Genomic DNA, 25,072 nt, shown 5'->3' with positions numbered 1-25,072 from the left:
CGAGGCTCTGCGTGGCGGGGAAGACCCTCTCCCCGTGCAGGGAGAGGGCGTGGGCTCAGGCGCCGAAGTGGCCTAGCAGCGGTGCCGGGCGTGCGCCGGGCTTGGCCAGCAGCAGCTGGGCGGTGCCGATGGTGCGTTCGAGGAAGCCACCCTCGCAGTAGCACAGGTAGAACTCCCACAGGCGGTAGAAGTAGTCGTCGTAACCGAGTTGCTCCAGGCGATGGCGGGCCTGGCGCAGGTTGTCATGCCACAGGCGCAGGGTGCGCGCGTAGTGCAGGCCGAAGTCCTCCATGTGGTGCAGGTTGAGGTCGGTCTCGGCGGTGATGACCTGCAGCATCTTGTTCACCGAAGGCAGGGCACCGCCGGGGAAGATGTAGCGCTGGATGAAGTCCACCGACTTGCGCGCCTGCTCGTAGCGCTGGTCGCGGATGGTGATGGCCTGCAGCAGCATCAGCCCATCGTCCTTGAGCAGGTGCGCGCACTGCTTGAAGTAGGTGGGCAGGAAGCGATGGCCGACGGCCTCGATCATCTCGATCGACACCAGCTTGTCGTACTGGCCCTGCAGGTCGCGGTAGTCCTCCAGCAGCAGTGTGATGCGACCTTCGAGACCCTGCTCGGTGATGCGCTGGCGGGTGTACTCGTACTGCTGACGCGACAGGGTGGTGGTGGTCACGCGGCAGCCGTAGTGGGTGGCGGCGTACAGGGCCATGCTGCCCCAGCCGGTGCCGATTTCCAGCAGGTGGTCTTCGGGCTTGAGGTCGAGCTTCTGGCAGATGCGCTCGAGCTTGTTCAGCTGTGCCTGCTCCAGCGTGTCGTCGGCGCCCTTGAACATGGCCGCCGAGTACATCATGGTCGGGTCGAGGAACTGCTCGAACAGCTCGTTGCCCAGGTCGTAGTGGGCGGCGATGTTCTTGCGCGAGCCCTGTCGGGTGTTGCGGTTGAGCCAGTGCAGGCCCTGCAGCAGCGGCCGGCCGAGCAGGGCCAGGCCGCGTTCCATGCCATCCAGCACATCGAGGTTGGCGACAAAGATGCGGATCACCGCGGTCAGGTCGGGCGTGGTCCAGTAGCCGTGGATGTAGGCCTCGCCAGCACCGATCGAACCGTTACCGGCGACCATGGCCCAGACAGCGGCGTCCTGGACATGGATCTCGGCGTTGAGAACCGCACCCGGCTGGCCGAAGAGCTGCCGTTCGCCGTCCTCGACGATCGCCAGCTGGCCGTGGTGCAACTGGCCGAGCTGGCGCAGCACGGCGCGTTTGAGCAGGCCGGCGCCAATACCGTTGCCGGCGCGCACGCTGGTTTTCGCGGAGGTAAGGTCAGGGCTCTTCATGGCGGGGCTCCAGATGGGCGCTGCGGAATTCTCCGTCCGCGGCGCTGTGGGAAAAGATCGGGGTACGTTTGAGTAGCAGGCGCAGCGCCTGCCAGTAGATGCCAAGCACGGTCTTGGCACTCATCCAGGGGAAGGCCAGCAAGTGACGATGCAGGCTGGTGCGGTTGAGTTCGACACGGCTCAGGCCGAGGCCGGCCTCGAACAGCTTGTCGGCGCCCTGCCAGTCCTCCATGTGCACCATCAGGCGCTCGCCGGGCTGGCTGTAGCGCATGCGGTACTCCAGTTCACGCGGCAGGAAAGGCGAGACGTGGAAACTTTTGGCCACGCGGTGGCGCGATTCGCCCTCGGCGTGGGTTGGCAGCACGTAGTGGTAGCGTTCGCGCCAGGGCGTGTTGCTGACTTCGCAGAGGATCGCCACCAGTTGCTCCTGCTCGTCGAAGCAGTAGAAGAAGCTGGCCGGATTGAACGCCAGGCCCCAGCTGCGTGGTTGTGCCAGCAGGCAGATGCGTCCGCGCGGTGCCGTGCCCAGCGCACGGGCCACGCACTGGCGCACGGCATCGGCCAGGGCCACGCCCTGGGTGGTGAACTGCGGCAGGAAATCCGTTTCGCGCAGGGTGAAGGGGGCCCAGCGCGAGTGACCGGCCAGCGGCGACAGGCCGAGCACGGCATCGCGCTCGGCGAGGTCGAGGTAGAGCAGGCCGATGCGATAGCGGAAGGCATGGCCACGCGGCAGATGCCGACGGTGGCTCACCCAGCCCTGGTACAGCGCACTGTTCACAGGCGCTCCCCGAAGGCTTCGGCGACGCGCAGGGCGCTGACCACGCCGTCCTCATGGAAGCCGTTGGCCCAGTAGGCGCCGCAGTAATAGCTATGCTGGGCGCCGAGCAGTTCCTGCCAGCGGGCCTGGGCGCGCAGGCCGTCGAGGCTGTACTGCGGATGGGCGTAGCGATAGCGGCCGAGGATGCGCGCCGGGTCGATGGCGTCGGTCTGGTTGAGGCTGACGCAGAAGGTGGTCGCGCTGCGGATGCCCTGCAGGATGTTCATGTTGTAGGTCACCGCCGCCGGCTGGCTGACCGGCCCGCCGAGGCGGTAGTTCCAGCTGGCCCAGGCCAGCGGCCGCTCGGGCAGCAGGCGCGTGTCGGTGTGCAGTACCACGTCGTTGTCGGCGTAGCGCAGCGCGCCGAGGATGTCGCGTTCGGCGGCGCTCGGTGTGGCCAGCAGGGCCAGGGCCTGGTCGCTGTGGCAGGCGAACACCACCTTGTCGAAGCGCTCGACGCCGGCGGCGCTGTGCAGGGTGACGCCTTCGGCGTCACGCTCCACGCGCTGCACCGGGCAGTTCAGGCGGATGTGTTCGGCGAAGCCGGCGCTGAGCGGCGCCACGTAGCTGCGCGAGCCGCCGGAAATGACCCGCCACTGCGGGCGATCACTGACCGACAGCAGTCCGTGGTTCTTGAAGAAGCGCACGAAGAACTGCAGGGGGAACTGCAGCATGTCGGCCAGCGACATGGACCAGATCGCCGCGCCCATCGGCACGATGTAGTGGTCGACGAAGCGCTGGCCGTAGCCGCGTTGCTGCAGATACTGGCCGAGTGTCAGGTCGGCAGCGATGCGCTGTTCGGCGAGATCGAACTGGGCCTCGCGGTTGAAGCGCAGGATGTCGCGCAGCATGCCCCAGAAGGCCGGACGCAGCAGGTTGCTGCGCTGGGCGAAGAGGCTGTTGAGATTGTTGCCGTTGTACTCGCTGCCGCTGGCCGGGTCGTGCACCGAGAAGCTCATCTCGGTGGGTTGCGAGGCGACGCCGAGCTGATCCAGCAGGCGGATGAAGTTGGGGTAGGTCCAATCGTTGAACACGATGAAGCCGGTGTCGATGGCAAAGGACTGGCCCTGCACCTCGACATCCACCGTATGGGTATGGCCGCCGACCCAGTCACTGGCCTCGAACAGGGTGATCTGGTGCTGGCGCTGCAGCAGGTAGGCGCAGGTCAGGCCGGCGATGCCGCTGCCGACGATGGCGATTTTCATGAGTGCGATTCCGTGCGGGAGAGTCGTTTGCCCAGCGCCAGCTGCAGGCCCTTGGGCAGGCTGCCGAGCAGGCGCAGGATGGCGATGAAGGGGCCGGGGAAGGCGATGTGGTAGGGCTGTCGGTCCAGTTTCAGGGCGATGTGCCGTGCGGCCTTCTCCACCGGCCAGCGCATCGGCATGGGGAAGTCGTTCTTTTGCGTCAGCGGGGTGTCGACGAAGCCGGGGCTGACCAGAGTGACGGCGATGCCTTCGGCGGCCAGGTCGACCCGCAGGGTGTCGAACAGGTAGCTCATGGCCGCCTTCGACGCGCCATAGGCTTCAGCACGCGGCAGCGGCAGGAAGGTCACCGAGCTGGACACTGCCACCAGGTGCGGCCGCTCGCCCTGGCGCAGCAGCGGCAGTGCGGCTTCCACGCAGTGGGCCGCAGAAAACAGGTTGGCGCGCATCACCCGTTCGACCATGGCGGCCTGGAAGTCCTGCACATCGACGTACTCGCAGGTGCCGGCGTTGAGGATGGCCTGGTCCAGCGCCCCCCAGTGTTCGCCGATGCGCTGGCCGATCGCGCGCACCTGCTCGGCGTCGGTGAGGTCGCCGGGGGCCAGCAGTACCTGCTGCGGAAAGCGCTCGGCCAGGACCTGCAGGGCGCCGGCATTGCGCGCACTCAGGGCCAGGCGGTGGCCCTGCTGCAACAGGACTTCGGCCAGGGCCGCGCCGATGCCGCTGCTGGCACCGGTCAACCAGATACGTCTGCTCATGCCAACCTCCGTTTCAGCCAGGCGATGACGCCGCCCATCAGCGGCAAGTGTTCATAGAGCATGGCACCGGCGTCGAAATAGTCGCGGTGCTGGTAGACCTTGTCCCACCATAGCAAGTGCGAGCAGCCATCGACGCTGATCATGGCGCCGCCACGCAGGCGCGGGTGGCGGAAGTGCATGGTCCAGCGCAGGTAGCCTTCGCCGTCGCAGACCTGATCGAAACCATGGAAGTCGAAGTCGAGACGGCCGACGTTGGCATACATCTCGGCGAAGTAGCGCTGCAGCGCCGGCAGGCCGCGGACCTCGTGCAGCGGGTCGCGGAACAGCACGTCGTCGCTGTAAAGCTCGCTCAGGCGCGCCAGGTTGCTGGCATCGAGTGCGGCGAACTCGGTGGCGAAGCGACGCAGGAAATCAGACATCACTCATCTCCACAGAAGGCAGGTTCTTGAAGGCCTGCAGCGCGCGTTCGCGCGAGCGGGCCAGATCGACGATGGGGCGCGGGTACTCGGCCATACCGAACAGGCCGCCCATGGCCGAAGGATCATGAATGTCGCGCTTGTTCAGCCCGGCGAGCTCCGGCACCCAGGTGCGGATGAAGCGGCCATCCGGGTCGAATTTCTGCGACTGGCTGATCGGGTTGAAGATGCGGAAGTAGGGCGCCGCATCGGTACCGGTGGACGCGCTCCACTGCCAGCCGCCGTTGTTCGCGGCCAGATCGCCGTCGATCAGGTGCTGCATGAAGAAGCGTTCACCCAGGCGCCAGTCGAGCAGCAGGTTCTTGGTGAAGAACATCGCCACCACCATGCGCAGGCGGTTGTGCATCCAGCCGGTGGCCAGCAGCTGGCGCATTGCCGCATCGACGATGGGGATGCCGGTGCGGCCCTGCTGCCAGGCTTCCAGGTCCCTGGGCGCATCGCGCCACGGCACGGCCTCGGTTTCCGGGCGGAAGGCGCGGTGCCGCGACACGCGCGGGTAGCCGACCAGGATGTGCTTGTAGAACTCGCGCCACAGCAGTTCATTGACCCAGCAGACCACCCCCGGGTTGCCGCTGTCGAACTCGCCCTGGTTGATGCGCAAGGCGGCATGCAGGCACTGGCGCGGCGAGATCACGCCGGCAGCCAGGTAGGGTGACAGCTGGCTGGTGCCATCGACGGCAGGGAAATCGCGGCGCTCCTGATACCAGGCCATGCGCGCCTCGGCGAAGTCGGCCAGGCGTTTAAGGGCTGCGTCCTCGCCTGCCGGCCAGAGCTCACGCTGGGCCGGCGCGGGCGTGGCGAAGCCGTCCACCGCCAGCGGCAGCGCATCGCTGGCGATGGGCAGCGCGGCCTGCGCCTGCGGCGTCGCCACCAGCGGCGGGATGGCGATGTGCAGGTTGCGGTAGCAGGCCTTGCGGAACTGGCTGTAGACCTGAAAGTAGTTGCCGGCCTGAGTCAGCACGCTACCGGGGGCGAAGAACAGTTGGTCCAGGCAGGTCCGCAGATTCACGCCCTGCTGGCGCAGGTGCTGCTGCACGGCGTGGTCGCGCGCCTGCTCGTTGATGCCGTATTCCTCGTTGACCCACACGCAGTCGATCGCCTGTTCGCGGCACAGTGCACCGAGCACCTGCGGCGCATCGCGCCAGTGCGGCGCCTGGCGCACCAGCAGCGGCACGTTGAGTGCGGCCAGCTGGGTGTGCAGGGCGGCCAGGTTGCGCAGCCAGAAGTCGACCTTGCACGCCGCATCGTCGTGCTCGCGCCACTGTTCGGGGCTGATCAGGTATACCGCCAGGGTCGGGCCGGCGGCCATGGCGGCGCTCAGGGCGGTGTTGTCATGCAGGCGCAGGTCACTGCGCAGCCAGATCAGCTGGCGCATGGGGCATCCTCCAGCAGGTCCAGTTCGCGTAGGCGCTGTTCGGCCTGCAGCGGATCGGCGGCGAGGTCGAGGCCCTGCAGCAGCTGGAGTTCATCGTGATGAATGGTGGCGGCGGGGCCGGCCAGCAGCAGCGGCACGGCGCAGGCTTCGGTCAGGCGCGGCAACTGGTGGCGCAGCGGTGCGGCCAGGGCCTGCCCGGAGTACAGCAGCAGTGCGCGCGGGGCGATGTGGTCGACGGCCTGGACCAGCTCGCTGGGCGGCACTGCCCAGTCCAGCACCTGCACCGGACAGCCGGCACCGTTGAGCAGCCAGGCGCACAGCCAGAGGCCGGGTTCGAAGTGACTGTCCGACAGGTTCACCAGCAGCAGCGGCGCGGCGCCACGCTGGCGGTTGTCATGGTAGAGGCGGGCGCCGAGCTTGCTGCGTAGCCAGGAATGGCAGAACACCTGTTCCAGCTGCGCGCCGAACGGCAGGTCGTGCCAGCGCCGGTCCAGCTCGGCCAGCAGCGGCAACAGCAGCTGGGCACACAGCACGCCGGGCGGGTAGAGCGACTGGGCGCGGTTGAAGGCTTCATCCAGGCTGCGCTCGGCCTGGTGCGTGATGCTGTGCAGCATAGCCTGACGCAGCTCGTCCCAGATGCCGCTGACGACCGTCTCGGGCGGCTCGTTCTGCTCCAGCAGCTCGCGTACCTGGCCCACGGCCACGCCGCGGTTGAGCCAGGTCAGCACCTGATGGATGCGCTCGATCTGCTCGGGCGCATACAGGCGGTGACCCTTGGCCGTGCGGTACGGCACCACCAGACCGTAGCGGCGCTCCCAGGCGCGCAGGGTAACGGGATTCACGCCGGTACTGCGCGCCACCTCGCGGATGGGCAGGTAGCCTTGTGCGAGGGCCTGCTGGTAGTCGAGAGCCGCGCTCAAATCGCATTCCTCAGGCTCAGCGCGTCCGGATAGGGGCGCAGGTAGTCCTGGCGTGCGATGTAGGCGTCGGGATGGCGGTTGAAGTGATGACGCAGCAGCGTCAGCGGCACCACCAGCGGGATCACGCCGCCGCGGTACTGGGTGATCAGGTGCTGCAGTTCGGCGCGCTCGGCACTGCCCAGGTGCTGTTTCAGATAGCCGCTCAGGTGCTGCAGCACATTGCTGTGGGTGCCACGGGTGGCCGGGCGGCTCAGCGCGCTCATCAGCTCACGGAAATAGCGGGTAGCCAGCTCGTGCAGGTCCTGCTGGCCGAGGTGGCTCAGCAGGCGGCCAAGAGCCTTCTGCTGCTGCGGATGGGTGGCCATCAGCAGGTATTTGTGGCGGGCGTGGAAGTCGATCAGGCCCTGACGGCTGATGCCATCGGCCAGCAGACGCTGCCAGCGGGCGTGGACGAACACGCGATTGAGGAAGTTCTCGCGCAGCACCGGATCGTGCAGGCGGCCTTCCTCTTCCAGCGGTAGCTCCGGGTAGCGGGCATGCAGGGCGGCGGCGAAGATGCCGCGGCTGCCTTTTTCGGCCAGATGACCGTTATCTCTGTACAGTTTTACGCGGTGCAGGCCGCAGGAGGGGGATTTCTGCATCAGGACGAAGCCGCTGAGACCGGCCGGTACGCGGTCGACCTGGGCACGCAGCGCTTCGCTGACGTCGCGGTCCTGCTCCTGGGGCATCAGTGCGCGCGGTGCCTCCGGCTCGCCGACCAGGCGGATGGTCGGGCGCGGTGTGCCAAGGCCCATGCCCATCTCCGGGCAGAGCGGAACCAGCTCGAAATGTTCGGCGAGCACCTCGGTGCACAGAGTCGAGCGCTTGTGTCCGCCGTTGTAGCGCACCGGCGCTCCGAGCAGGCAGGCGCTGATGCCGATTCTGATTTTGGCTTCGTTCATGGCAAGTTGTACAAGTGGTGGTTGATGTACAAGTTATCTTGAACGATTTCTTGTACAAGTCAAATTTCTTGTACAGATATTTCCAGCAAACAGAAGCGACGTACAGATTCGCCGTCAGGGGTAGCCGAGCAGTGCCTTGATCGGGCCCAGGTGTGCCGCCACCCAGGCGCGATCGATCGGGCCCCAGTCGTGGATTTCGTAGTGCCCGGCGTTGTTGCGCTCGCCGTCGTGCTGGACGAAGTCGCAGTGGATATCCAGTTCGGCCAGCGCCGCCAGGGTGTCTTGGGCGGTGCGCCGCGGCATGCCGGTGGCGGCCATCAGCGCCGGTACGCTGCTGGCGGTGCCGCTGTCGATCAGCCAGGCCACGTAGAGGCGGCGGTAGAAGCTGGTGCGGGTCTTGCTGACTTCCATGGGCACTCCTGATGTGTTCCCTCTCCCTGTGGGAGAGGTTAGGGTAAGGGGCTTCCAGGCTGCTCCGAGTGGCCTGCGGCACCCTCACCCCGGCCCTCTCCCGGAGGGCGAGGGGGTAAAAGCACGAGGCCCGCATTTTGGCGGGCCTCGGATTACTTACAGGTTGGCGATCTTCTCGCGCTGTTCGACCAGCTTGGCCAGCGCCTGTTCGGCTTCGGCCAGCTTGGCGCGCTCCTTGTCGAGTACCTCGGCCGGCGCCTTGGCGACGAAGCCTTCGTTGGCGAGCTTGCCGCCGACGCGCTGGACTTCGCCCTGCAGGCGCTGGATTTCCTTGTCCAGGCGCGCCAGTTCGGCATCCTTGTCGATCAGGCCGGCCATGGGAACCAGTACCTGCATCTCGCCAACCAGGGCGGTGGCGGACATCGGCGCTTCTTCGCCGGCTGCCAGCACGCGCACCGATTCCAGCTTGGCCAGCTTGCTCAGCAGCGGCTCGAAGTCGGCCAGGCGGCGCAGGTCTTCGCCATTGGCGTTCTGCACGATGATGTCGATGCGCTTGGCCATGGAGATCTTCATCTCGCCGCGGATCTGGCGCACGCCGAGCATCAGCTGCTTGACCCACTCGATGTCGCCTTCGGCGCTCGCGTCGATACGGCTCTCGTTGGCCACCGGCCAGGCCTGCAGCATGATGGTTTCGCCGCTGACGCCAGCCTGGGGCTTGATGCGCTGCCAGATTTCTTCGGTGATGAAGGGCATGAACGGGTGGGCCAGGCGCAGGATCACTTCCAGCACGCGCACCAGGGTGCGGCGGGTGCCGCGCTGGCGCTCGATCGGGGCGTTTTCGTCCCAGAGAACAGGTTTCACCAGCTCCAGGTACCAGGCGCAGTACTCGTCCCAGATGAACTCGTAGAGTGCCTGGGCGGCCATGTCGAAGCGGAAGGCGTCGAGGTGGCGGGTGACGTCCTGCTCGCAGCGCTGCAGGGCGGAGATGATCCAGCGGTCGACCGGCGACAGGTCCACGGGTTCACCATTGATGCCGGTGTCCTGGTTATCGGTGTTCTCGATGACGAAGTTGGCGGCGTTCCACAGCTTGTTGCAGAAGTTGCGGTAGCCCTCGACGCGGCCCATGTCGAACTTGATGTCGCGACCGGTGGAGGCCAGCGCCAGGTTGGTGAAGCGCAGGGCGTCGGTGCCGTAGGCGGCGATGCCTTCGGGGAACTCGGCGCGGGTCTGCTTGGCGATCTTCTCGGCCAGCTTGGGCTGCATCATGCCGCTGGTGCGCTTGGCCACCAGGGCTTCGAGGTCGATGCCGTCGACGATGTCCAGCGGGTCGAGCACGTTGCCCTTGGACTTGGACATCTTCTGGCCCTGACCGTCGCGCACCAGACCGTGCACGTACACGGTCTTGAACGGGATCTGCCCGGTCAGGTGGGTGGACAGCATGATCATCCGGGCGACCCAGAAGAAGATGATGTCGAAGCCGGTAACCAGTACGTCGGTCGGGTGGAAGGTCTTGAGGAAGTCGGTCTGCTGCGGCCAGCCGAGGGTGGAGAAGGTCCACAGGCCGGAGCTGAACCAGGTGTCCAGCACGTCTTCGTCCTGGCGCAGGGCGATGTCACCCAGGTTGTGCTGGGCGCGGACTTCCGCCTCGTCGCGGCCGACGTAGACGTTGCCGGCCTCGTCGTACCAGGCCGGGATGCGGTGGCCCCACCACAGCTGACGGCTGATGCACCAGTCCTGGATGTCGCGCATCCAGCTGAAGTACATGTTCTCGTACTGCTTGGGCACGAACTGGATCTCGCCGCTCTCGACCACGGCGATGGCCTTCTCGGCCAACGGCTTGGTGGAGACGTACCACTGGTCGGTCAGCCACGGCTCGATGACGGTGCCGGAACGGTCGCCCTTCGGCACTTTCAGGGCGTGGTCTTCGATCTTCTCCAGCAGGCCGGCGGCCTCGAAGGCGGCGACGATCTGCTTGCGCGCGACGAAGCGGTCGAGGCCGGCGTATTCGGCCGGCAGGCTGCCGTCGATCTCGGCGTTGACGCTGCCGTCGATGTTGAACACCTGGGCCTTGGCGAGCACCTGGGCGTCCTTGTCGAAGATGTTGATCAGCGGTAGGTTGTGGCGCTTGCCGACTTCATAGTCGTTGAAGTCGTGGGCTGGAGTGATCTTCACGCAGCCGGTGCCGAACTCGGGGTCGCAGTAGTCGTCGGCGATGATCGGGATACGGCGGCCCACCAGCGGCAGCTCGATGTAGCTGCCGATCAGCGCCTTGTAGCGCTCGTCTTCCGGGTGCACGGCCACGGCGCTGTCGCCGAGCATGGTTTCCGGGCGGGTGGTGGCGACGATCAGGTAGTCCAGGCCCTCGGCGGTCTTCTTGCCGTCGGCCAGCGGATAGCGCAGGTTCCACAGGTGGCCCTTCTCGTCGTGGTTTTCCACTTCGAGGTCGGAGATGGCGGTGTGGAACTTGGTGTCCCAGTTGACCAGGCGCTTGCCGCGGTAGATCAGGCCGTCCTGGTGCAGGCGCACGAAGGCTTCTTTAACGGCCTCGGACAGGCCTTCGTCCATGGTGAAGCGCTCGCGCGACCAGTCCACCGAGCTGCCCAGACGACGGATCTGCCGGGTGATGGTGCCGCCGGACTGCTCCTTCCATTCCCAGACCTTCTCCAGGAACTTCTCGCGGCCCAGATCGTGGCGGCCGATGCCCTCGGCGGCCAGCTGGCGCTCGACCACCATCTGGGTGGCGATGCCTGCGTGGTCGGTGCCCGGCTGCCACAGGGTATTGCGGCCCTGCATGCGGCGGAAGCGGACCAGGCAGTCCATGATCGAGTTGTTGAAACCGTGGCCCATGTGCAGGCTGCCGGTGACGTTCGGCGGCGGGATCATGATGGTGTAGGGCTCGCCGGAACCTTGCGGGGCGAAGTAGTTGTTCGCCTCCCAGTTCTGGTACAGGGCGGTTTCGATGGCGTGGGGCTGGTAGGTCTTGTCCATGAGTCGGCGGGACCGTATTGGCAACTGAGCGGGAAAGCCGCCGAGTATAACGGCTGGCGCCACCCGCGGGCCACTGGCCGCCGTATGGCGCGCGGGCTAGCCCTTGGGCTGCTTGAGCAGGCGGTCCAGGCGGGCGTCCAGGCGGCGCTTGAGCTCGGCCTCGATCTGCGGCACGAAGTCGTCGATCACATCCTGCAGGATCAGCTGGGCGGCGGCGCGCAGCTCGGCGTCCAGCTTGCCCTGGGCCGCCAGGCTCTGCTGCACGGTGCTGCCGATGCTCGCGGCGCTGGGGGTTGCCGGCGCAGGGCGCGGGGGCGGTGCGACGGCGGGTTGCACCGGATAGGACAGGGCGACCGCGGCCAGCGGCGCGGCGGCCGGTGCGTCCGGGCCCGGTTCGATGATCTCCGACAGCACGGGAATCTGCAGGTCATCGTCCAGTGTTTCGGTCAGCAGCGGCGGTTCCAGTTGCTCCTTCTCCAGCAGCTGGCGGATGGCTTCCAGGTCATCCAGCAGGAGATCGGGCTTTGGTGGTTTGGAGCTGTCCATGGGCATTGCGGGCGGGGAAGGTGGCCGAGGCGACCGATTCTACGCTCTGTAGCGGGCTATTTCGAGAATGCGCTGCATTTCACAGCTCGACGCGCTGCGGGTCGTGACCCAGCTGGCGGTACTGGCGGAAATTCTCGCGACACTGGGCCAGCAGCGCCGGCTCCTGGTTGACGATCTCGATCACCCGATTGAACCGGGCCAGGTGCGGCGACAACTGCGGGTGCAGGTTGAGCAGCACGCCGCCGGCCTGCGCCGGCTCCTGGTCCAGGCCGATCACCACCGGTGCCTGCGCATCGTCCTCGTGCAGGCCGTGGGGGATGAAGGATTCCGGGCGGAAGCTCCACAGCAGCCGGTCCAGCTCCTCGCACTGCGCCTGGTCGGCGCCGCGCAGGAACACCGGCAGGCCGGCCTTCCAGGCCTTGGCGGCCAGCTGGCAGGCCGCGCGCAGGCGGCCGTCCGGTGTGGCGCTGGAGAGCACGTAGAATTCGACGCGCATGGGCCGGGTCAGGCCTGGGCGCGGTCGAGCAGGTACTGGGTCAGCAGGGGTACCGGGCGGCCGGTGGCACCCTTGTCCTTGCCGCCGCTGACCCAGGCGGTACCGGCGATGTCCAGGTGCGCCCAGTGGTAGTTCTTGGCGAAGCGCGACAGGAAGCAGCCAGCGGTGATGCTCCCGGCCTTCGGTCCGCCGATGTTGGCGATGTCGGCGAAGGGGCTGTCGAGCTGTTCCTGGTACTCGTCGTGCAGCGGCAGCTGCCAGGCGCGGTCATCGGCGTGCTCGCCTGCCTTGAGGATCTGCTTCACCAGGGCGTCGTTGTTACCCATCAGGCCCGACACCACCGAGCCCAGTGCCACCACGCAGGCGCCGGTGAGGGTGGCGACGTCGATCACCGCCTGCGGCTTGAAGCGCTCGGCATAGGTCAGGGTGTCGCACAGCACCAGGCGGCCTTCGGCGTCGGTATTGAGGATTTCCACGGTCTGCCCGCTCATGGTGGTGACGATATCGCCCGGCCGAGTCGCCCTGCCGCTGGGCATGTTCTCAGCGCAGGCCAGCAGGCACACCAGGTTGATCGGCAGTTGCAGCTCCAGCACGGCGCGCAGGGTGCCGAGCACGCTGGCGGCGCCGCACATGTCGTATTTCATCTCGTCCATGCCGGCGGCCGGCTTGATGCTGATGCCGCCGGTGTCGAAGGTGATGCCCTTGCCGACCAGGGCGAAGGGTTTTTCGTCCTTCTTGCCGCCCTGGTAGTGGAGCACGATCATCCGCGGCGGCTGCTCGCTGCCCTGGGCCACGGCGAGGAAGGCGCCGGCGCCCAGCTCCTTGAGCTTCTTCTCGTCGAGGATGTCGACCTTGAGGTTCTTGTGCGCCTTGGCCAGGGCCTTGGCCTCTTCGGCCAGGTGGCTGGGGTGGCAGAGGTTCGGCGGCAGGTTGCCGAGGTCCTTGGTGAAGGCCATACCGGTGGTGATGGCGCGGGCATGCAGGCTGCCGCGCTCGACATCGGCCAGTTCGGCCTTGTCGGCGATCAGGGTGATCTTCTTCAGCGCCTTCGGCTCGGCCTTCTTGCTCTTGAACTGGTCGAACAGATAGCCGCCATCAGCCAGGGTCTCGACCAGCAGGCGGGCCTTGCCGTAGGCATCGCGGCCCTTGACCTTGAGTTCGCCGAGGGCCAGCACCGCGTCGCTGCCACCGAGGTTCTTCAGCACGCCATGGGCGGCTGCAACCAATTTACGGAACTGGCGGTCGGAGAGTTCGCCCTTGCCGCTGCCCAGCAGCAGCACGCGCTCGGCCTTGAGGCCCGGCAGGCTGTGCAGCAGCAGGGTCTGGCCTTGCTTGCCGGCGATGTCGCCGCGCTTGAGCACGGCCGAGATGGCGCCGCCGCTGGCGTCGTCTAGCGCCTTGGCGGCGGTGCCGAGCTTGCGGCCTTCGCCGAGGGCGACGACCAGGGTGGCGGTCTTCAGGGTTTCCGGACGGGTGCTTTTGACGAGGAATTCCATGGTGAGCTGTCCCCAAGACAAAGAGTCGGGTTTGCAGGATAATGCCGGCTATTTTTTCGAGGTCCGCCGTGGCGGGCCGTGCAACCGAGTGCGGCTAGTGTGAGCGTTGCCGCCTGAGCCTGACAACCCTGGAGCGTCCGGTTTGATCGTCTTCCGTTATCTGTCCCGCGAAGTGCTGGTGACCCTCAGCGCCGTGAGCGCCGTGCTGCTGGTGATCATCATGAGCGGGCGTTTCATCAAGTACCTGGCCCAGGCCGCACAGGGAGTGCTGGACCCGAGCGTGCTGTTCCTGATCATGGGCTACCGCATGCCCGGCTTCCTCCAGCTGATCCTGCCGCTGGGTCTGTTCCTCGGCATCCTGCTGGCCTACGGGCGCCTGTACCTGGATAGCGAGATGACCGTGCTGTCCGCCACCGGCATGAGCAACCGCCGCCTGCTCGGCTACAGCATGGCGCCGGCCGCCATCGTCGCCGTGATCGTCGCCTGGCTGAGCCTGGGCCTGGCGCCGCAGGGCGTGGCAGAAGTGGCGAAGATCTTCAACCAGCAGGACGCCATGACCGAGTTCGATACCCTGGTGCCGGGGCGTTTCCAGGCGATGAAGGACGGCTCGCGGGTGACCTACACCGAGGGCCTGTCCGACGACCGTGGCCAGCTGGCCGGCGTGTTCATCAGCGAGAAGCGCATGCAGCGCCAGGTCGAGGGTGAGAAGCCGAAGCAGAGTGGCATCACCGTGCTGGTGGCCGAGAAGGGGCGGCAGGTGATCCAGGCGGACGGCAGCCGCTACCTGATCCTGGAGAACGGTTACCGCTACGACGGCAATCCCGGTCAGGCCGACTACCGCGCCACCCGTTACGAAACCCACGGCGTGCTGCTGCCCAAGCCCAGCGTCAGCGCCGAGATCGGCGAGCGCGAAGCGATCCCCACCCGCGAGCTGATCGGCAGTGACGAACCGCGCTACCAGGCCGAGCTGCAGTGGCGCCTGTCCATTCCGCTGCTGGTATTCATCGTCACCCTGCTGGCGGTGCCGCTGGCACGGGTCAATCCGCGCCAGGGCCGCTTCCTCAAGCTGTTGCCGGCAATCCTGCTGTATATGGCCTACCTGGCGCTGTTGATCGGCGCGCGCGGCCAGCTGGACAAGGGCAAGATTCCCATGGAGCTGGGCCTGTGGTGGGTGCACGGGTTGTTCCTGCTGATCGGCGCCGCACTGTTCCTCTGGCAACCGATGAAACTCAAGCTGGCCAGTCGCCGTGCAGTCAAGGAGATGGCCCATGCATAAGCTCGACCGCTATATCGGTACCAGTGTCTTCCTGGCCATCCTCTCGGTACTCGGCATCATCGTCGGCCTGGCCCTGTTGTTTGCCTTCATCGACGAGCTGGGCGACCTCAGCGATAGCTACGGCACCCTGGAGGCACTGATCTATGTGGTGCTGACCCTGCCGCGGCGCGCCTACGAAATGCTGCCGATGGCCGCGCTGATCGGCTGCCTGATCGGCCTCGGCAGCCTGGCCAGCAACAGCGAACTGACCATCATGCGCGCTGCTGGCGTGTCGGTCGGGCGCATCGTCTGGGCGGTGATGAAGCCCATGCTGGTGCTGATGCTGGTCGGTGTGCTGATCGGCGAGTACCTGGCGCCCTGGAGCGAGAACCAGGCCCAGGCCCATCGGTCTCTGGCCCAGGGCGGCGGCGAGGCGCAGAGTTCCAGGCATGGCCTGTGGCATCGCCAGGGCCAGGAGTACGTGCACATCAACGCCGTGCAGCCGGGCGGCAAGCTGATCGGCGTCACCCGCTACCAGTTCGACGAACAGCGCAAGCTGCAAGCCGCCAGCTTCGCCCGTCGCGCCCAGTATCAGGGCGACCACTGGCAGCTGGAAGAGGTGAAGACCACCCTGTTCCACGACAAGCGCACCGAGGTGCAGCAGGCCGACAGTCAGCGCTGGGACATCGAGCTCACGCCGCAGCTGCTCGGCACCGTGGTGCTGGCGCCGGATGCGCTGTCGATCAGCGGTTTGTGGCGCTATATCCATTACCTGGGTGAGCAGGGGCTGAGTAATGGCAGCTACTGGCTGGCGTTCTGGACCAAGGTGCTGCAGCCGCTGGTGACCGCCGCGCTGGTGCTGATGGCGATCTCCTTCATCTTCGGCCCGCTGCGTTCGGTGACACTTGGCCAGCGCGTGTTCACCGGCGTGCTGGTGGGCTTCGTGTTCCGCATCGCCCAGGACCTGCTGGGGCCGTCCAGCCTGGTGTTCGGCTTCTCGCCGCTGCTGGCCGTGGTGGTGCCGGCGGGGATCTGTGCCTTGGCTGGCTTCTTCCTGTTGCGCCGCGCCGCCTGATTAGGCTGAGCCAATAAAAAGGCCGGGCATTTGCCCGGCCTTTTTGTTGCACTAACCCTGTCGTAGCTCGGATGCAATCCGGGAAGCAGGCAGTACCGCCCTCCGGATTGCCTCCGGGCTACTGCGGGACTGCTCTGGCGCACGGCTTCACTGCTGGTCCAGCTGCTCCTGCAGGCGTTGCTGGCTCTGGGCATTGACCTGATCGATCTGCTGCTTGAGCTGCTCCATCTGCTGCTGGGCCTGCTGCGCCTTGTCGGCTTGCAGCTTGGCGGTGGTGGCAGTGGCCGCGCCGCCGTCGCAGGCGGCGAGGGCGAGCAGGCTGGCGAGAAGCAGGGCATTGCGCATGGCGATCTCCGTAAGTGGGCGAAGGCCTAACCCTAGCGCGCCCGGGCTTGGCGTGCAGCAGCCGGGCGCGCCAACGGCTCAGCCGTAACGACGCGCGGCTTCGATGGCCAGGCCGCTGCCGATGCTGCCGAAGCTGTTGCCCTCAGTGGCGCGGGCGTTGGGCAACAGGGCGGCGACGCTCTGGCGCAGGGCCGGTACGCTGCTGGAGCCGCCGGTGAAGAAGATCGTGTCCACTTCGGCATGGCGCACGCCGGCGCGGTTCAGCAACTCGTCGACACCGGCGCGAATGCGCTGCAGCAGGCCGTCGATGGCCTGGTCGAACAGCGGCCGGTCGAGCAGCACCTGCAGGTCATCCTCGATGCGTGTCAGGTCGATGCGGTGGCTATCCTGCTCGGTCAGGGCGATCTTCGCCTCTTCCACCTGCATCGCCAGCCAGTGGCCGGCGCGTTGCTCGGTGAGGCGCAGCAGGCGGTCGACGCCGGTTGGATCGACTATGTCGTAGCGCATGTTTTTCAGCGCCAGCTGGGCCTTCTGTGCGTACACCGCGTTGATGGTGTGCCAGGTGGCCAGGTTGAGGTGGTGGCTGGTGGGCATCAGCGCGTCGCTCTTCATCCGGCTGCCGTAGCCGAACAGCGGCATCACCCCGTCCAGGCTCAGCTGCTTGTCGAAGTCGGTACCGCCGATGTGCACGCCGCCGGTGGCGAGGATGTCGTCCTGGCGCTCATTCAGCTCGCGACGCTGCGGGACCAGGCGCACCAGGGAGAAGTCCGAGGTACCGCCGCCGATGTCGACGATCAGCACCAGCTCCTCGCGTTGGATCGTGCGCTCGTAGTCGAAGGCCGCGGCGATCGGCTCGAACTGGAAGGACACGTCCTTGAAGCCGAGTTTGTGCGCCACTGCCAGCAGGGTGTTGGCGGCCTCGGCATCGGCGAGTGGATCATCGTCGACGAAGAACACCGGGCGGCCCAGCACCACTTGTTCGAATTCGCGCTCGGCCTGGCTCTCGGCGCGCTTTTTCAGCTCGCCGATGAAGAAGCCGAGCAGATCGCGAAAGGGCAGGGCGCTGCCCAGTACGGTGGTTTCGCTTTTCAGCAGCTTGGAGCCGAGCAGGCTTTTCAGTGCGCGCATCAAGCGCCCTTCATAGCCTTCCAGGTATTCGTGCAGGGCCTGGCGACCATAAACCGGACGGCGCTCCTCGGTGTTGAAGAAGATCACCGAAGGCAGGGTGATCTTGCCGTCTTCCAGTGCCAGCAACGGCTCCATGCCTGGTCGCCACCAGCCGACGGTGGAGTTGGAGGTACCGAAGTCGATACCCAGGGCATTGGCGGGACGGGATGGATTCATGCTGCGCTCCGGAAAAAACGGCCGCGCATTCTATGCGAGTGCATGCTGCCTTGTGCAGGCAATCGTCGGGAATCCTGGTGCACGCCAAGATGTCTGGGAGACCCGGGCGCAGTCAGCGGCGTATTGCCGGCATGGTTCCAGCGCCGTTCCGCCTTTGACGAGGCCCAGAGGCGACGGTGCGCGGGCATGTTGCCCGGCCTGAGCTAGGCTGAATGGCACGGGGAGGAGTCGGCGGATGCGGAGACTGGTTCGGTTTTGGCTGATGTATTGCGCGCTGTTGCCCGTGCTGGCAGCTGCGGAGTTGCGGCTGCTGACGGAGGAGGCGCCGCCGACCAGTTTCCTGCGTGATGGCCAGCCTGATGGCTACTCGGTGGAAGTGGTACGAGAACTCATTCGGCGCACGGGTAGCCAGGCCACCATAGAGTTGCTGCCCTGGACGCGTGCCTACACGCTGGCCAAAAGCGACGTCGATACCGGTCTATTCTCCGTCGTGCGCACGGCCGAGCGTGAGTCACTGTTCCAGTGGGTTGGTCCCATCCTGCAGGGAAACACCAGGTTCTACTCGCTGAAGGCCAGTAACCTGCGCATCGACACCCTGGAGGATGCCGCACGTGCCGGCACAGTGGCCCTGCCCAAGCAGTGGTACACCTACGAGACGCTCGAACGCATGGGCTTCAACAATCTCTATGGTGTCCCGGGCTCGAAGCAGATGGTGACCATGCTCAAGCATGGCAGGGTCAAGCTGATTGCCACCGAAGACCTGACCTTGCGCGAGGAGCTGGCCAGTGGCGGGCTGACGCCGGAGGAGGTGCAGGCACACCTGGCCTTCATGCAGTCCGACTACTACATCGCCTTTTCCCCACTGACCTCGCCGGCGCTGGTGGCGCAATGGCAGCGCGAGCTTGATGGCATGCATCGGGACGGCACCCTGCGCGGTATCCAGGGTCGCTGGCTGCCGAAAACGGCGCAACCCTAGGAGTGCTGCCCGCTGTTTCGCGGGCAGGCTAAGGTGTGCGCCACAGGCAATGACGCGGCTCTCGGTATTCTGTAGTTTTACTACATGACGTGGCTTGTAGTTTTGCTACATAATCTGCCTGCAGAACAGAAACGATTCAGTAGAACGCCTTCCATGCAAAGAGCCTCTCATCACGATCTTCGAGCGCAATTTCGAGCGCTTATGGCGTCAAACGCCTGTTATCACACGGCCTCGGTGTTCGATCCGATGTCTGCCAGGATTGCCGCTGACCTAGGGTTCGAAGTTGGAATCCTGGGTGGTTCTGTAGCTTCACTACAAGTTCTGGCTGCACCGGACTTCGCCCTGATCACCCTTAGCGAGTTCGTCGAACAGGCCACGCGCATTGGCCGGGTAGCGCGCCTGCCCGTCATCGCCGATGCCGACCACGGTTATGGCAACGCGCTCAATGTCATGCGCACGGTGGTCGAACTGGAGCGTGCTGGCGTGGCCGCCCTGACGCTCGAGGACACCCTGTTGCCGGCGCAGTTTGGCCGCAAGTCAACCGACCTGATCGGTGTCGACGAGGGCGTTGGCAAGATCCGCGCAGCGCTGGAGGCGCGCGTCGATCCGGACCTGGCCATCATCGCGCGTACGCATGCCGGTGTGCTTGATCTGGATGAAGTGATCCGCCGCACCCGCGCCTACCAGGCAGCTGGCGCCGATGGCATCTGCATGGTCGGCGTGCGGGACTTCGAGCACCTTGAGGCGATCGCGCAGAACCTCAGTGTGCCGCTGATGCTGGTGAGCTATGGCAATCCCTCGCTACGTGACGATGCGCGCCTGGCCAGCCTCGGCGTACGCATCGTGGTCGACGGGCATGCCGCCTATTTCGCGGCGATCAAGGCGACCTACGACTGCCTGCGCGAGCAGCGCGGCATCGCGGCCAGCGACCTTAACGCCACCGAGCTGACACACAAGTACACCCAGCCCGAGGACTACATCGTCTGGGCCCGCGAGTACATGAACGTCAAGGAGTAACCGGCAGCCCGTGCCAGCTTGCATTCCCGGCCTGACGCGCGCATACCTGCCGGAGATACGACGGTGTGGAGGTGCCCATGGCCGGAGGTTGGACCAATGACGGTGCGGTGCAGGAGCAGATCGACAGCAGCATCGAAGAGGCCATCGCCCGTGCGCGTAGCCAGTTGCCGCGCGGCGAGAGCCTGATGAAGTGTGCCGAGTGCGATGCGCCCATTCCCGAGGCGCGGCGCCAGGCGGTGCCGGGCGTGCGCCTGTGCATGAACTGCCAGGCAGTACATGACCGCGAGCAGGCCGCGTTCAGCGGCTACAACCGGCGCGGCAGCAAGGACAGCCAGCTGCGCTGACGTGCCCCCTCGCTCAGAACAGGAAGTAGCGCTGCGCCATCGGTAGCACCTCGGCCGGCTCGCACCAGAGCAACTGGCCGTCAGCCCTGACCTGGTAGTTCTGCGGATCGACCTCGATGCTCGGCAGGTAGCCGTTGTGGATCAGGTCGGTCTTCTGCACCTCGCGGCAGCCCTTCACTACACCAATCTTCTTCTTCAGCCCCAGCTGCTCGGGCACGCCGGCCTCGAAGGCCGCCTGGCTGATGAAGGTGATGCTGGTGGCGTGGCGGCTGCCGGCGTAGCTGGCGAACATCGGCCGATAGTGCACTGGCTGCGGCGTGGGGATGGAGGCATTGGCGTCGCCCATCAGGCTGGCGGCGATCGCCCCGCCCTTGAGGATCAGCGTCGGCTTCACCCCGAAGAAGGCCGGGCGCCACAGCACCAGGTCGGCCCACTTGCCCACTTCCACCGAGCCCACCTCGTGGCTGATGCCGTGGGTGATGGCCGGGTTGATGGTGTACTTGGCGATGTAGCGCTTGGCGCGGAAGTTGTCGTTGCCGGGCGCGTCCTCGGGCAGCGGGCCGCGCTGCTGCTTCATCTTGTCGGCGGTCTGCCAGGTGCGGGTGATCACCTCGCCGACGCGGCCCATGGCCTGGCTGTCGGAGCTGATCATGGAGAAGGCGCCGAGGTCATGCAGGATGTCCTCGGCGGCGATGGTCTCGCGGCGGATGCGGCTCTCGGCAAACGCGACGTCCTCGGCGATGCTCGGGTCCAGGTGGTGGCAGACCATCAGCATGTCCAGGTGTTCGTCGATGGTATTGCGGGTAAACGGCCGCGTCGGGTTGGTCGAGGACGGCAGCACGTTGGGAAAACCGCAGGCCTTGATGATATCCGGGGCATGGCCGCCGCCGGCGCCCTCGGTGTGGTAGGTGTGGATGGTGCGGCCCTTGAACGCGCCCAGCGTCGTTTCGACGAAGCCGGACTCGTTGAGGGTGTCCGTATGGATCGCCACCTGCACGTCGTACTGGTCGGCCACGCTCAGGCAGTTGTCGATGGCCGCCGGGGTGGTGCCCCAGTCCTCGTGCAGCTTGAGGCCGATGGCACCGGCTTTTACCTGCTCGATCAAGGGCTCCGGCAGCGAGGCGTTGCCCTTGCCGGTGAAGCCCAGGTTCATCGGGAAGGCGTCGGCGGCCTGGAGCATGCGCGCCATGTGCCAGGGCCCGGAGGTGCAGGTGGTGGCGTTGGTGCCGGTGGCCGGCCCGGTGCCGCCACCGATCATGGTGGTGACGCCGCTCATCAGCGCTTCTTCGATCTGCTGCGGGCAGATGAAGTGGATATGGGTGTCGATGCCGCCGGCGGTGAGGATCATGCCCTCGCCGGCGATCACCTCGGTGCCGGCGCCGATCGCGATGGTCACATCAGGCTGGATGTCCGGGTTGCCGGCCTTGCCGATGGCATGGATGCGCCCGTCCTTGAGGCCGACGTCGGCCTTGACGATGCCCCAGTGGTCGATGATCAGCGCGTTGGTGATCAGGGTATCGACCACGTCGGCGGCGCACAGCTGGCCCTGGCCCATGCCGTCGCGGATCACCTTGCCGCCGCCGAATTTCACTTCCTCGCCGTAGCTGGTGAAGTCCTTCTCCACTTCGATCCACAGGTTGGTGTCGGCCAGGCGCACCTTGTCGCCGACGGTGGGGCCGAACATGTCGGCATAGGCTTGGCGTGAAATCTTCATCACAGGTCCCCCATCACGTGTCCGGCGAAGCCGAACACCCGGCGCGCGCCGGCCAGTTCCACCAGCTCGACCTCGCGGCTCTGCCCCGGCTCGAAGCGCACCGCGGTGCCGGCCGGGATGTTCAGGCGCATGCCCCGCGCGCTGGCGCGGTCGAAGGCGAGGGCGTCGTTGGTTTCGAAGAAGTGGTAGTGCGAGCCGACCTGGATCGGCCGGTCGCCGCTGTTGGCCACGCTGAGCTTGAGGGTGCGGCGGCCGGCGTTGAGTTCGATCTCGCCGTCCTGGATCTGGTATTCGCCGGGGATCATGGTGCGCTGCGCTCCGGGGTGAGGATCAGTTGCATGAAGGTCAGGTCCAGCCAGCGCCCGAACTTGCGGCCCACCTGGGGCATCTGCCCGGTGATGGCGAAGCCGAGGCGCTGGTGCAGGCGGATCGAGGCGGCGTTGCCGCTCTCGATAGCGGCGACCATCACGTGCTTGTCGCAGGCCTTGGCGCGCTCGATCAGTGCGGCCAGCAGCAGCGGGCCGAGGCCTTTGCCGCGCTGGTCGGCGCGGATGTATACCGAATGCTCGACCGTGTGGCAGAAGCCGTCGAAGGGGCGCCAATCGCCGAACGAGGCGTAGCCGACCACCTCGCCTGTCGGGCTCTCGGCTACCAGGATCGGGTAGCCCTGCTGGGCGCGGGCGGCGAACCAGGCCTGGCGGTTGGCCAGGTCGACCACGTTGTCCATCCAGATCGCGGTGGTGTTGAGCACCGCCTCGTTGAAGATGTCGCGCAGGGCCGGCAGGTCTGCCTCGGCTGCGTCGCGAATGATCATTCTTCAGTCTCCAGGAAGTCGTTCAAGGTCGTAGCGAGCGCAGCTCAGGCAAGGCGCAAGCCGGCGAGGATGCGCAGTTGACGTCTGTCAATGAGCAATCCGAGCTGGCTTGCAACGCAGCATGGGCAAGCGCAGTAGACATTGGACGATTTCCTCAGGCAATCGGTTGGTGGACGGTTACAAGCTTGGTGCCATCGGGGAAGGTCGCTTCGATCTGGATTTCCGGGATCATCTCCGGCACGCCTTCCATTACCTGTTCGCGGGTCAGCAGGGTGGTGCCGTAGTGCATCAGCTCGGCCACCGTGCGGCCGTCGCGGGCGCCCTCCAGCAGGGCGGCGGAAATCAGCGCCATGGCCTCCGGGTAGTTGAGCTTGAGGCCGCGGGCCAGGCGCCGCTCGGCCACCAGGCCGGCGGTGAAGATCAGCAGCTTGTCCTTCTCGCGGGGCGAAAGATCCATCAGGTACTCCAGATTCGCGGGGGCACGGCTTCGCGGCCGAGCAGGGCAGGGCGCAACAGGCGCCAGAGTTCGATCAGCCAGGCGCGCGCGTGCAGCGCCTCGCCGGCCAGGCAGCGGGCCACCAGCAGGCCCGGCAATTGGGTCAGGTCGCCACGACCTCTGCAGTGCAGCTCGCGGCAGCGCTCCAGCAATTCGGCATCGATCTCGCCGCTGGCCAGCAGGGTGGCGAACACCGGCTGGCCGCCCAGGCCGATGGAGGAGTCGAGCAGGCCATCACCGCCGACCACGCGCTGGCGCTCGTGCCACAGCAGCTGGCCGTCGCGGCGGATATCCAGCGTGGCCTGGAAATGCCCGGAATCGAAGCGCTCGCCGGCGGCCGGGCGGCCGAGGGCGACCATGTCCCAGTAAAACAGGCGGGCGTCGCCTTCCAGCTCGATGCGGGTGCTCAGCTCGGCCTGGGCGCCGGCGTAGACGATGGTTTCCTGCGGCAGCCATTCCAGGGTGGCGCCGGGAGCTATGCGCAGTTCGACCCGTTGCTGCGCCACGCTGCTGGCGCGGTACCACTTGGCCGCACCTGGGCTGGTCAGTTGTGCCCAGGCCTGCTCGCCGACGCTGGCCGAGAGATTGAGGCTGTCGCCGCCGGCGATGCCGGCCGGCGGGTGCACGATGATGTGCTGGCACACTTCCGGGCCTTCGGCGTGCAGGTGTTTCTGCACCCGCAGCGGGCCCAGATGGCGGCGCAGCACCGGGCGTGTCCAGTCCTGCTGGCGGGCGTAGGCCAATTCCAGTTCGGCGTGCCAGGCGGGGGTGAAAAGCGCGGGTTGAACGGCGGTCATGCGGTGGTTCCAGGCAGACTGGACGAGGCGGCAGTGTAGCGTGGCGGCATGGATTCAGGCCGTGCTCATCTGCAGCCATTGCCGCGGGCTGGCGTCGAACCAGCGGCGGAAGGCGCGGGAGAAGGCGCTGGTCTCGGAGTAGCCGAGCAGTGGCGCCAGTTCACTGACCGGCAGGCGCCGGCGCAGGTAGTGCAGGGCCAGTTCGCGGCGTACCTGATCGATCAGCGCGGAGAAACTCAGGTTCTGTTCGCGCAGGCGCCGTTGCAGGGCGGCCGGGGTCAGGCCGAGGCCGGCGGCGACCCGTTCCAGCGAGGGTTCGCCCAGCGGCAGGGCATCGCGCACCAGGCCGCGGGCCTGGTCGACCAGGCACTGCGGCGATTGCTGGCCGCCGAGGCGGACGATGGCGTCCTGCACCAGCATCAGCAGCACCGGATCGCGCTCGGGCATCAGTTTGCCGGCGATGTCGCGTTTGGGAATCAGCAGGGCATTGCAGGGCTGGTCGAACAGCACGGGGGCGTCGAAGGCCGCCTGGTGCTCGCGCCAGCCTTCCGGCCTGGCATGTTCGAACAGCACGGCACGCGGTGCCCAGTCCGGCCCCAGGGCGTGGCGCACCAGGTTCAGCGCCATGCCCATGGTCAACTCGGCGTCCTGGCGGCGATCGAGGATGGCCGGGTGATGCACCTGATAGTCGAAGCGGTAGCACTCGCCGATGTCCACCAGGCGGATCAGCGTGTCGTGCTGGTGGTAGGGAAAGGCTCGGGCGAAATTCTGCAGGGCCTGCTCCAGGCTATGCGAACAGAGCCCGACATAGCCGAGCAGGCCGAGGGCGCGCGGCAGGAACTGCTGGCCATAGCGCAGGCCGAAGTTGTCGCAGCCGGACTGGCTGGCCGCTTCCTCCAGCACCTTGCAGTAGTTGCTCAGGCTGAGGCTGAGTGTCGGGTGCTGCAGCAGGTCAGGGTCGATGCCCGCAACGCCGAATACCCGGTCCACGTCGCCGCCCTGCTGGGCGATGAACGCGTCCAGGCCGCAGGCAGCCGCCGACAGCACGCCGAGGTTGCTCGGCGAGTCAGCGGTGGCCAGCGGATGGGCGAAGTTCAGGGACATGGGGCGACCTGCCACGACAGTGTTGCCAGATATTT

Annotated in this window: 26 protein-coding genes; 5 read left to right on the top strand and 21 right to left on the bottom strand. The window is 66.5% G+C overall.

The window, feature by feature from the left end:
- Positions 1 to 55 precede the first annotated feature (55 nt).
- The 13 genes from ACOAPY_RS17055 to ACOAPY_RS16995 all read right to left on the bottom strand — a co-directional run bounded on the left by ACOAPY_RS17055 (position 56) and on the right by ACOAPY_RS16995 (position 13,756).
- A complete protein-coding gene (locus ACOAPY_RS17055) occupies positions 56 to 1,330 on the bottom strand; it encodes a class I SAM-dependent methyltransferase (protein WP_465154111.1) in 1,275 nt (424 codons plus the stop codon).
- Positions 1,317 to 2,108: a DUF1365 domain-containing protein gene (locus tag ACOAPY_RS17050; RefSeq protein WP_076579927.1), complete on the bottom strand. Its 792-nt coding sequence runs from the start codon at positions 2,106 to 2,108 to the stop codon at positions 1,317 to 1,319. The genes ACOAPY_RS17055 and ACOAPY_RS17050 overlap by 14 nt, the downstream gene beginning before the upstream one ends.
- Positions 2,105 to 3,352 carry an NAD(P)/FAD-dependent oxidoreductase gene (locus tag ACOAPY_RS17045; RefSeq protein WP_465154110.1) on the bottom strand — a complete coding sequence of 416 codons (1,248 nt, stop codon included), beginning with the start codon at positions 3,350 to 3,352 and terminating at the stop codon, positions 2,105 to 2,107. Before ACOAPY_RS17045 ends, ACOAPY_RS17050 begins: the two co-directional genes overlap by 4 nt.
- Entirely contained in the window at positions 3,349 to 4,107 is a 759-nt protein-coding gene (locus ACOAPY_RS17040) for an SDR family NAD(P)-dependent oxidoreductase (protein WP_465154109.1), read from the bottom strand. Before ACOAPY_RS17040 ends, ACOAPY_RS17045 begins: the two co-directional genes overlap by 4 nt.
- Positions 4,104 to 4,526, bottom strand: coding sequence for a nuclear transport factor 2 family protein (locus tag ACOAPY_RS17035; RefSeq protein WP_465154108.1), 423 nt, complete (start codon positions 4,524 to 4,526; stop codon positions 4,104 to 4,106). The genes ACOAPY_RS17040 and ACOAPY_RS17035 overlap by 4 nt, the downstream gene beginning before the upstream one ends.
- Positions 4,519 to 5,958, bottom strand: coding sequence for a deoxyribodipyrimidine photo-lyase (phrB, locus tag ACOAPY_RS17030; RefSeq protein WP_465154107.1), 1,440 nt, complete (start codon positions 5,956 to 5,958; stop codon positions 4,519 to 4,521). Before phrB ends, ACOAPY_RS17035 begins: the two co-directional genes overlap by 8 nt.
- Positions 5,946 to 6,878, bottom strand: coding sequence for a MerR family transcriptional regulator (locus ACOAPY_RS17025; RefSeq protein ID WP_465154106.1), 933 nt, complete (start codon positions 6,876 to 6,878; stop codon positions 5,946 to 5,948). Before ACOAPY_RS17025 ends, phrB begins: the two co-directional genes overlap by 13 nt.
- Positions 6,875 to 7,819 carry a YbgA family protein gene (locus ACOAPY_RS17020; protein WP_465154105.1) on the bottom strand — a complete coding sequence of 315 codons (945 nt, stop codon included), beginning with the start codon at positions 7,817 to 7,819 and terminating at the stop codon, positions 6,875 to 6,877. Before ACOAPY_RS17020 ends, ACOAPY_RS17025 begins: the two co-directional genes overlap by 4 nt.
- A 114-nt stretch (positions 7,820 to 7,933) precedes the next feature.
- Positions 7,934 to 8,230 carry a winged helix-turn-helix domain-containing protein gene (locus ACOAPY_RS17015; RefSeq protein WP_465154104.1) on the bottom strand — a complete coding sequence of 99 codons (297 nt, stop codon included), beginning with the start codon at positions 8,228 to 8,230 and terminating at the stop codon, positions 7,934 to 7,936.
- Between the two features lie 156 nt (positions 8,231 to 8,386).
- Positions 8,387 to 11,218, bottom strand: coding sequence for a valine--tRNA ligase (locus ACOAPY_RS17010; RefSeq protein ID WP_465154103.1), 2,832 nt, complete (start codon positions 11,216 to 11,218; stop codon positions 8,387 to 8,389).
- A 96-nt stretch (positions 11,219 to 11,314) separates the two neighbouring features.
- Positions 11,315 to 11,764, bottom strand: a complete 450-nt coding sequence (locus tag ACOAPY_RS17005) for a DNA polymerase III subunit chi (protein ID WP_465154102.1) — start codon at positions 11,762 to 11,764, stop codon at positions 11,315 to 11,317.
- Positions 11,765 to 11,843: 79 nt separating this feature from the next.
- Positions 11,844 to 12,260 carry a DNA polymerase III subunit chi gene (locus ACOAPY_RS17000; RefSeq protein WP_142135530.1) on the bottom strand — a complete coding sequence of 139 codons (417 nt, stop codon included), beginning with the start codon at positions 12,258 to 12,260 and terminating at the stop codon, positions 11,844 to 11,846.
- Positions 12,261 to 12,268: 8 nt separating this feature from the next.
- Entirely contained in the window at positions 12,269 to 13,756 is a 1,488-nt protein-coding gene (locus ACOAPY_RS16995) for a leucyl aminopeptidase (RefSeq protein WP_465154101.1), read from the bottom strand.
- A gap of 142 nt (positions 13,757 to 13,898) precedes the next feature.
- On the opposite strand from ACOAPY_RS16995, the gene lptF reads away from it, so the two are divergent.
- Positions 13,899 to 15,032, top strand: coding sequence for an LPS export ABC transporter permease LptF (gene lptF / locus ACOAPY_RS16990; RefSeq protein ID WP_465154100.1), 1,134 nt, complete (start codon positions 13,899 to 13,901; stop codon positions 15,030 to 15,032).
- Complete coding sequence (gene lptG / locus ACOAPY_RS16985) at positions 15,025 to 16,086, top strand: LPS export ABC transporter permease LptG (RefSeq protein WP_076579903.1); 1,062 nt, start codon at positions 15,025 to 15,027, stop codon at positions 16,084 to 16,086. Before lptF ends, lptG begins: the two co-directional genes overlap by 8 nt.
- A gap of 147 nt (positions 16,087 to 16,233) precedes the next feature.
- Here the strand turns inward: lptG and ACOAPY_RS16980 are convergent, their stop codons facing one another.
- Both ACOAPY_RS16980 and ACOAPY_RS16975 read right to left on the bottom strand, forming a co-directional pair.
- Positions 16,234 to 16,431 (bottom strand): hypothetical protein, encoded by a 198-nt coding sequence (locus ACOAPY_RS16980; RefSeq protein ID WP_021701477.1) that lies wholly within the window; start codon positions 16,429 to 16,431, stop codon positions 16,234 to 16,236.
- Between the two features lie 78 nt (positions 16,432 to 16,509).
- Positions 16,510 to 17,775 carry an Hsp70 family protein gene (locus ACOAPY_RS16975; protein ID WP_465154099.1) on the bottom strand — a complete coding sequence of 422 codons (1,266 nt, stop codon included), beginning with the start codon at positions 17,773 to 17,775 and terminating at the stop codon, positions 16,510 to 16,512.
- A gap of 235 nt (positions 17,776 to 18,010) precedes the next feature.
- Between ACOAPY_RS16975 and ACOAPY_RS16970 the strand changes: the two genes are divergently transcribed.
- The 3 genes from ACOAPY_RS16970 (at position 18,011) to ACOAPY_RS16960 (ending at position 20,112) form a co-directional block, all read left to right on the top strand.
- A complete protein-coding gene (locus tag ACOAPY_RS16970; protein WP_076579899.1) occupies positions 18,011 to 18,751 on the top strand; it encodes a substrate-binding periplasmic protein in 741 nt (246 codons plus the stop codon).
- Positions 18,752 to 18,904: 153 nt separating this feature from the next.
- Entirely contained in the window at positions 18,905 to 19,768 is an 864-nt protein-coding gene (locus ACOAPY_RS16965; RefSeq protein ID WP_076425747.1) for an isocitrate lyase/PEP mutase family protein, read from the top strand.
- A gap of 77 nt (positions 19,769 to 19,845) precedes the next feature.
- Positions 19,846 to 20,112: a DksA/TraR family C4-type zinc finger protein gene (locus ACOAPY_RS16960; RefSeq protein WP_076579897.1), complete on the top strand. Its 267-nt coding sequence runs from the start codon at positions 19,846 to 19,848 to the stop codon at positions 20,110 to 20,112.
- 13 nt (positions 20,113 to 20,125) lie between these two features.
- On the opposite strand, the gene ureC is transcribed toward ACOAPY_RS16960, so the two are convergent.
- The 6 genes from ureC to qhpR all read right to left on the bottom strand — a co-directional run bounded on the left by ureC (position 20,126) and on the right by qhpR (position 25,037).
- Positions 20,126 to 21,826, bottom strand: a complete 1,701-nt coding sequence (gene ureC, locus ACOAPY_RS16955; protein ID WP_076579895.1) for an urease subunit alpha — start codon at positions 21,824 to 21,826, stop codon at positions 20,126 to 20,128.
- Positions 21,826 to 22,131, bottom strand: a complete 306-nt coding sequence (locus tag ACOAPY_RS16950; RefSeq protein ID WP_465154098.1) for an urease subunit beta — start codon at positions 22,129 to 22,131, stop codon at positions 21,826 to 21,828. Before ACOAPY_RS16950 ends, ureC begins: the two co-directional genes overlap by 1 nt.
- Positions 22,128 to 22,640 (bottom strand): N-acetyltransferase family protein, encoded by a 513-nt coding sequence (locus tag ACOAPY_RS16945; RefSeq protein WP_465154097.1) that lies wholly within the window; start codon positions 22,638 to 22,640, stop codon positions 22,128 to 22,130. Before ACOAPY_RS16945 ends, ACOAPY_RS16950 begins: the two co-directional genes overlap by 4 nt.
- 154 nt (positions 22,641 to 22,794) lie before the next feature.
- Positions 22,795 to 23,097, bottom strand: a complete 303-nt coding sequence (ureA, locus tag ACOAPY_RS16940; RefSeq protein WP_076425734.1) for an urease subunit gamma — start codon at positions 23,095 to 23,097, stop codon at positions 22,795 to 22,797.
- Positions 23,097 to 23,933 carry an urease accessory protein UreD gene (locus tag ACOAPY_RS16935; RefSeq protein ID WP_465154096.1) on the bottom strand — a complete coding sequence of 279 codons (837 nt, stop codon included), beginning with the start codon at positions 23,931 to 23,933 and terminating at the stop codon, positions 23,097 to 23,099. Before ACOAPY_RS16935 ends, ureA begins: the two co-directional genes overlap by 1 nt.
- Positions 23,934 to 23,987: 54 nt before the next feature.
- Positions 23,988 to 25,037 carry an AraC-like transcriptional regulator QhpR gene (qhpR, locus tag ACOAPY_RS16930; protein WP_465154095.1) on the bottom strand — a complete coding sequence of 350 codons (1,050 nt, stop codon included), beginning with the start codon at positions 25,035 to 25,037 and terminating at the stop codon, positions 23,988 to 23,990.
- Between the last annotated feature and the right edge of the window lie 35 nt (positions 25,038 to 25,072).

Origin of the sequence: Pseudomonas stagnisoli, assembly GCF_048595745.1 — a bacterium.
In the GTDB taxonomy this organism is placed as follows: domain Bacteria; phylum Pseudomonadota; class Gammaproteobacteria; order Pseudomonadales; family Pseudomonadaceae; genus Aquipseudomonas; species Aquipseudomonas alcaligenes_A.
This window is presented reverse-complemented; position numbering and strand designations above follow the sequence as displayed.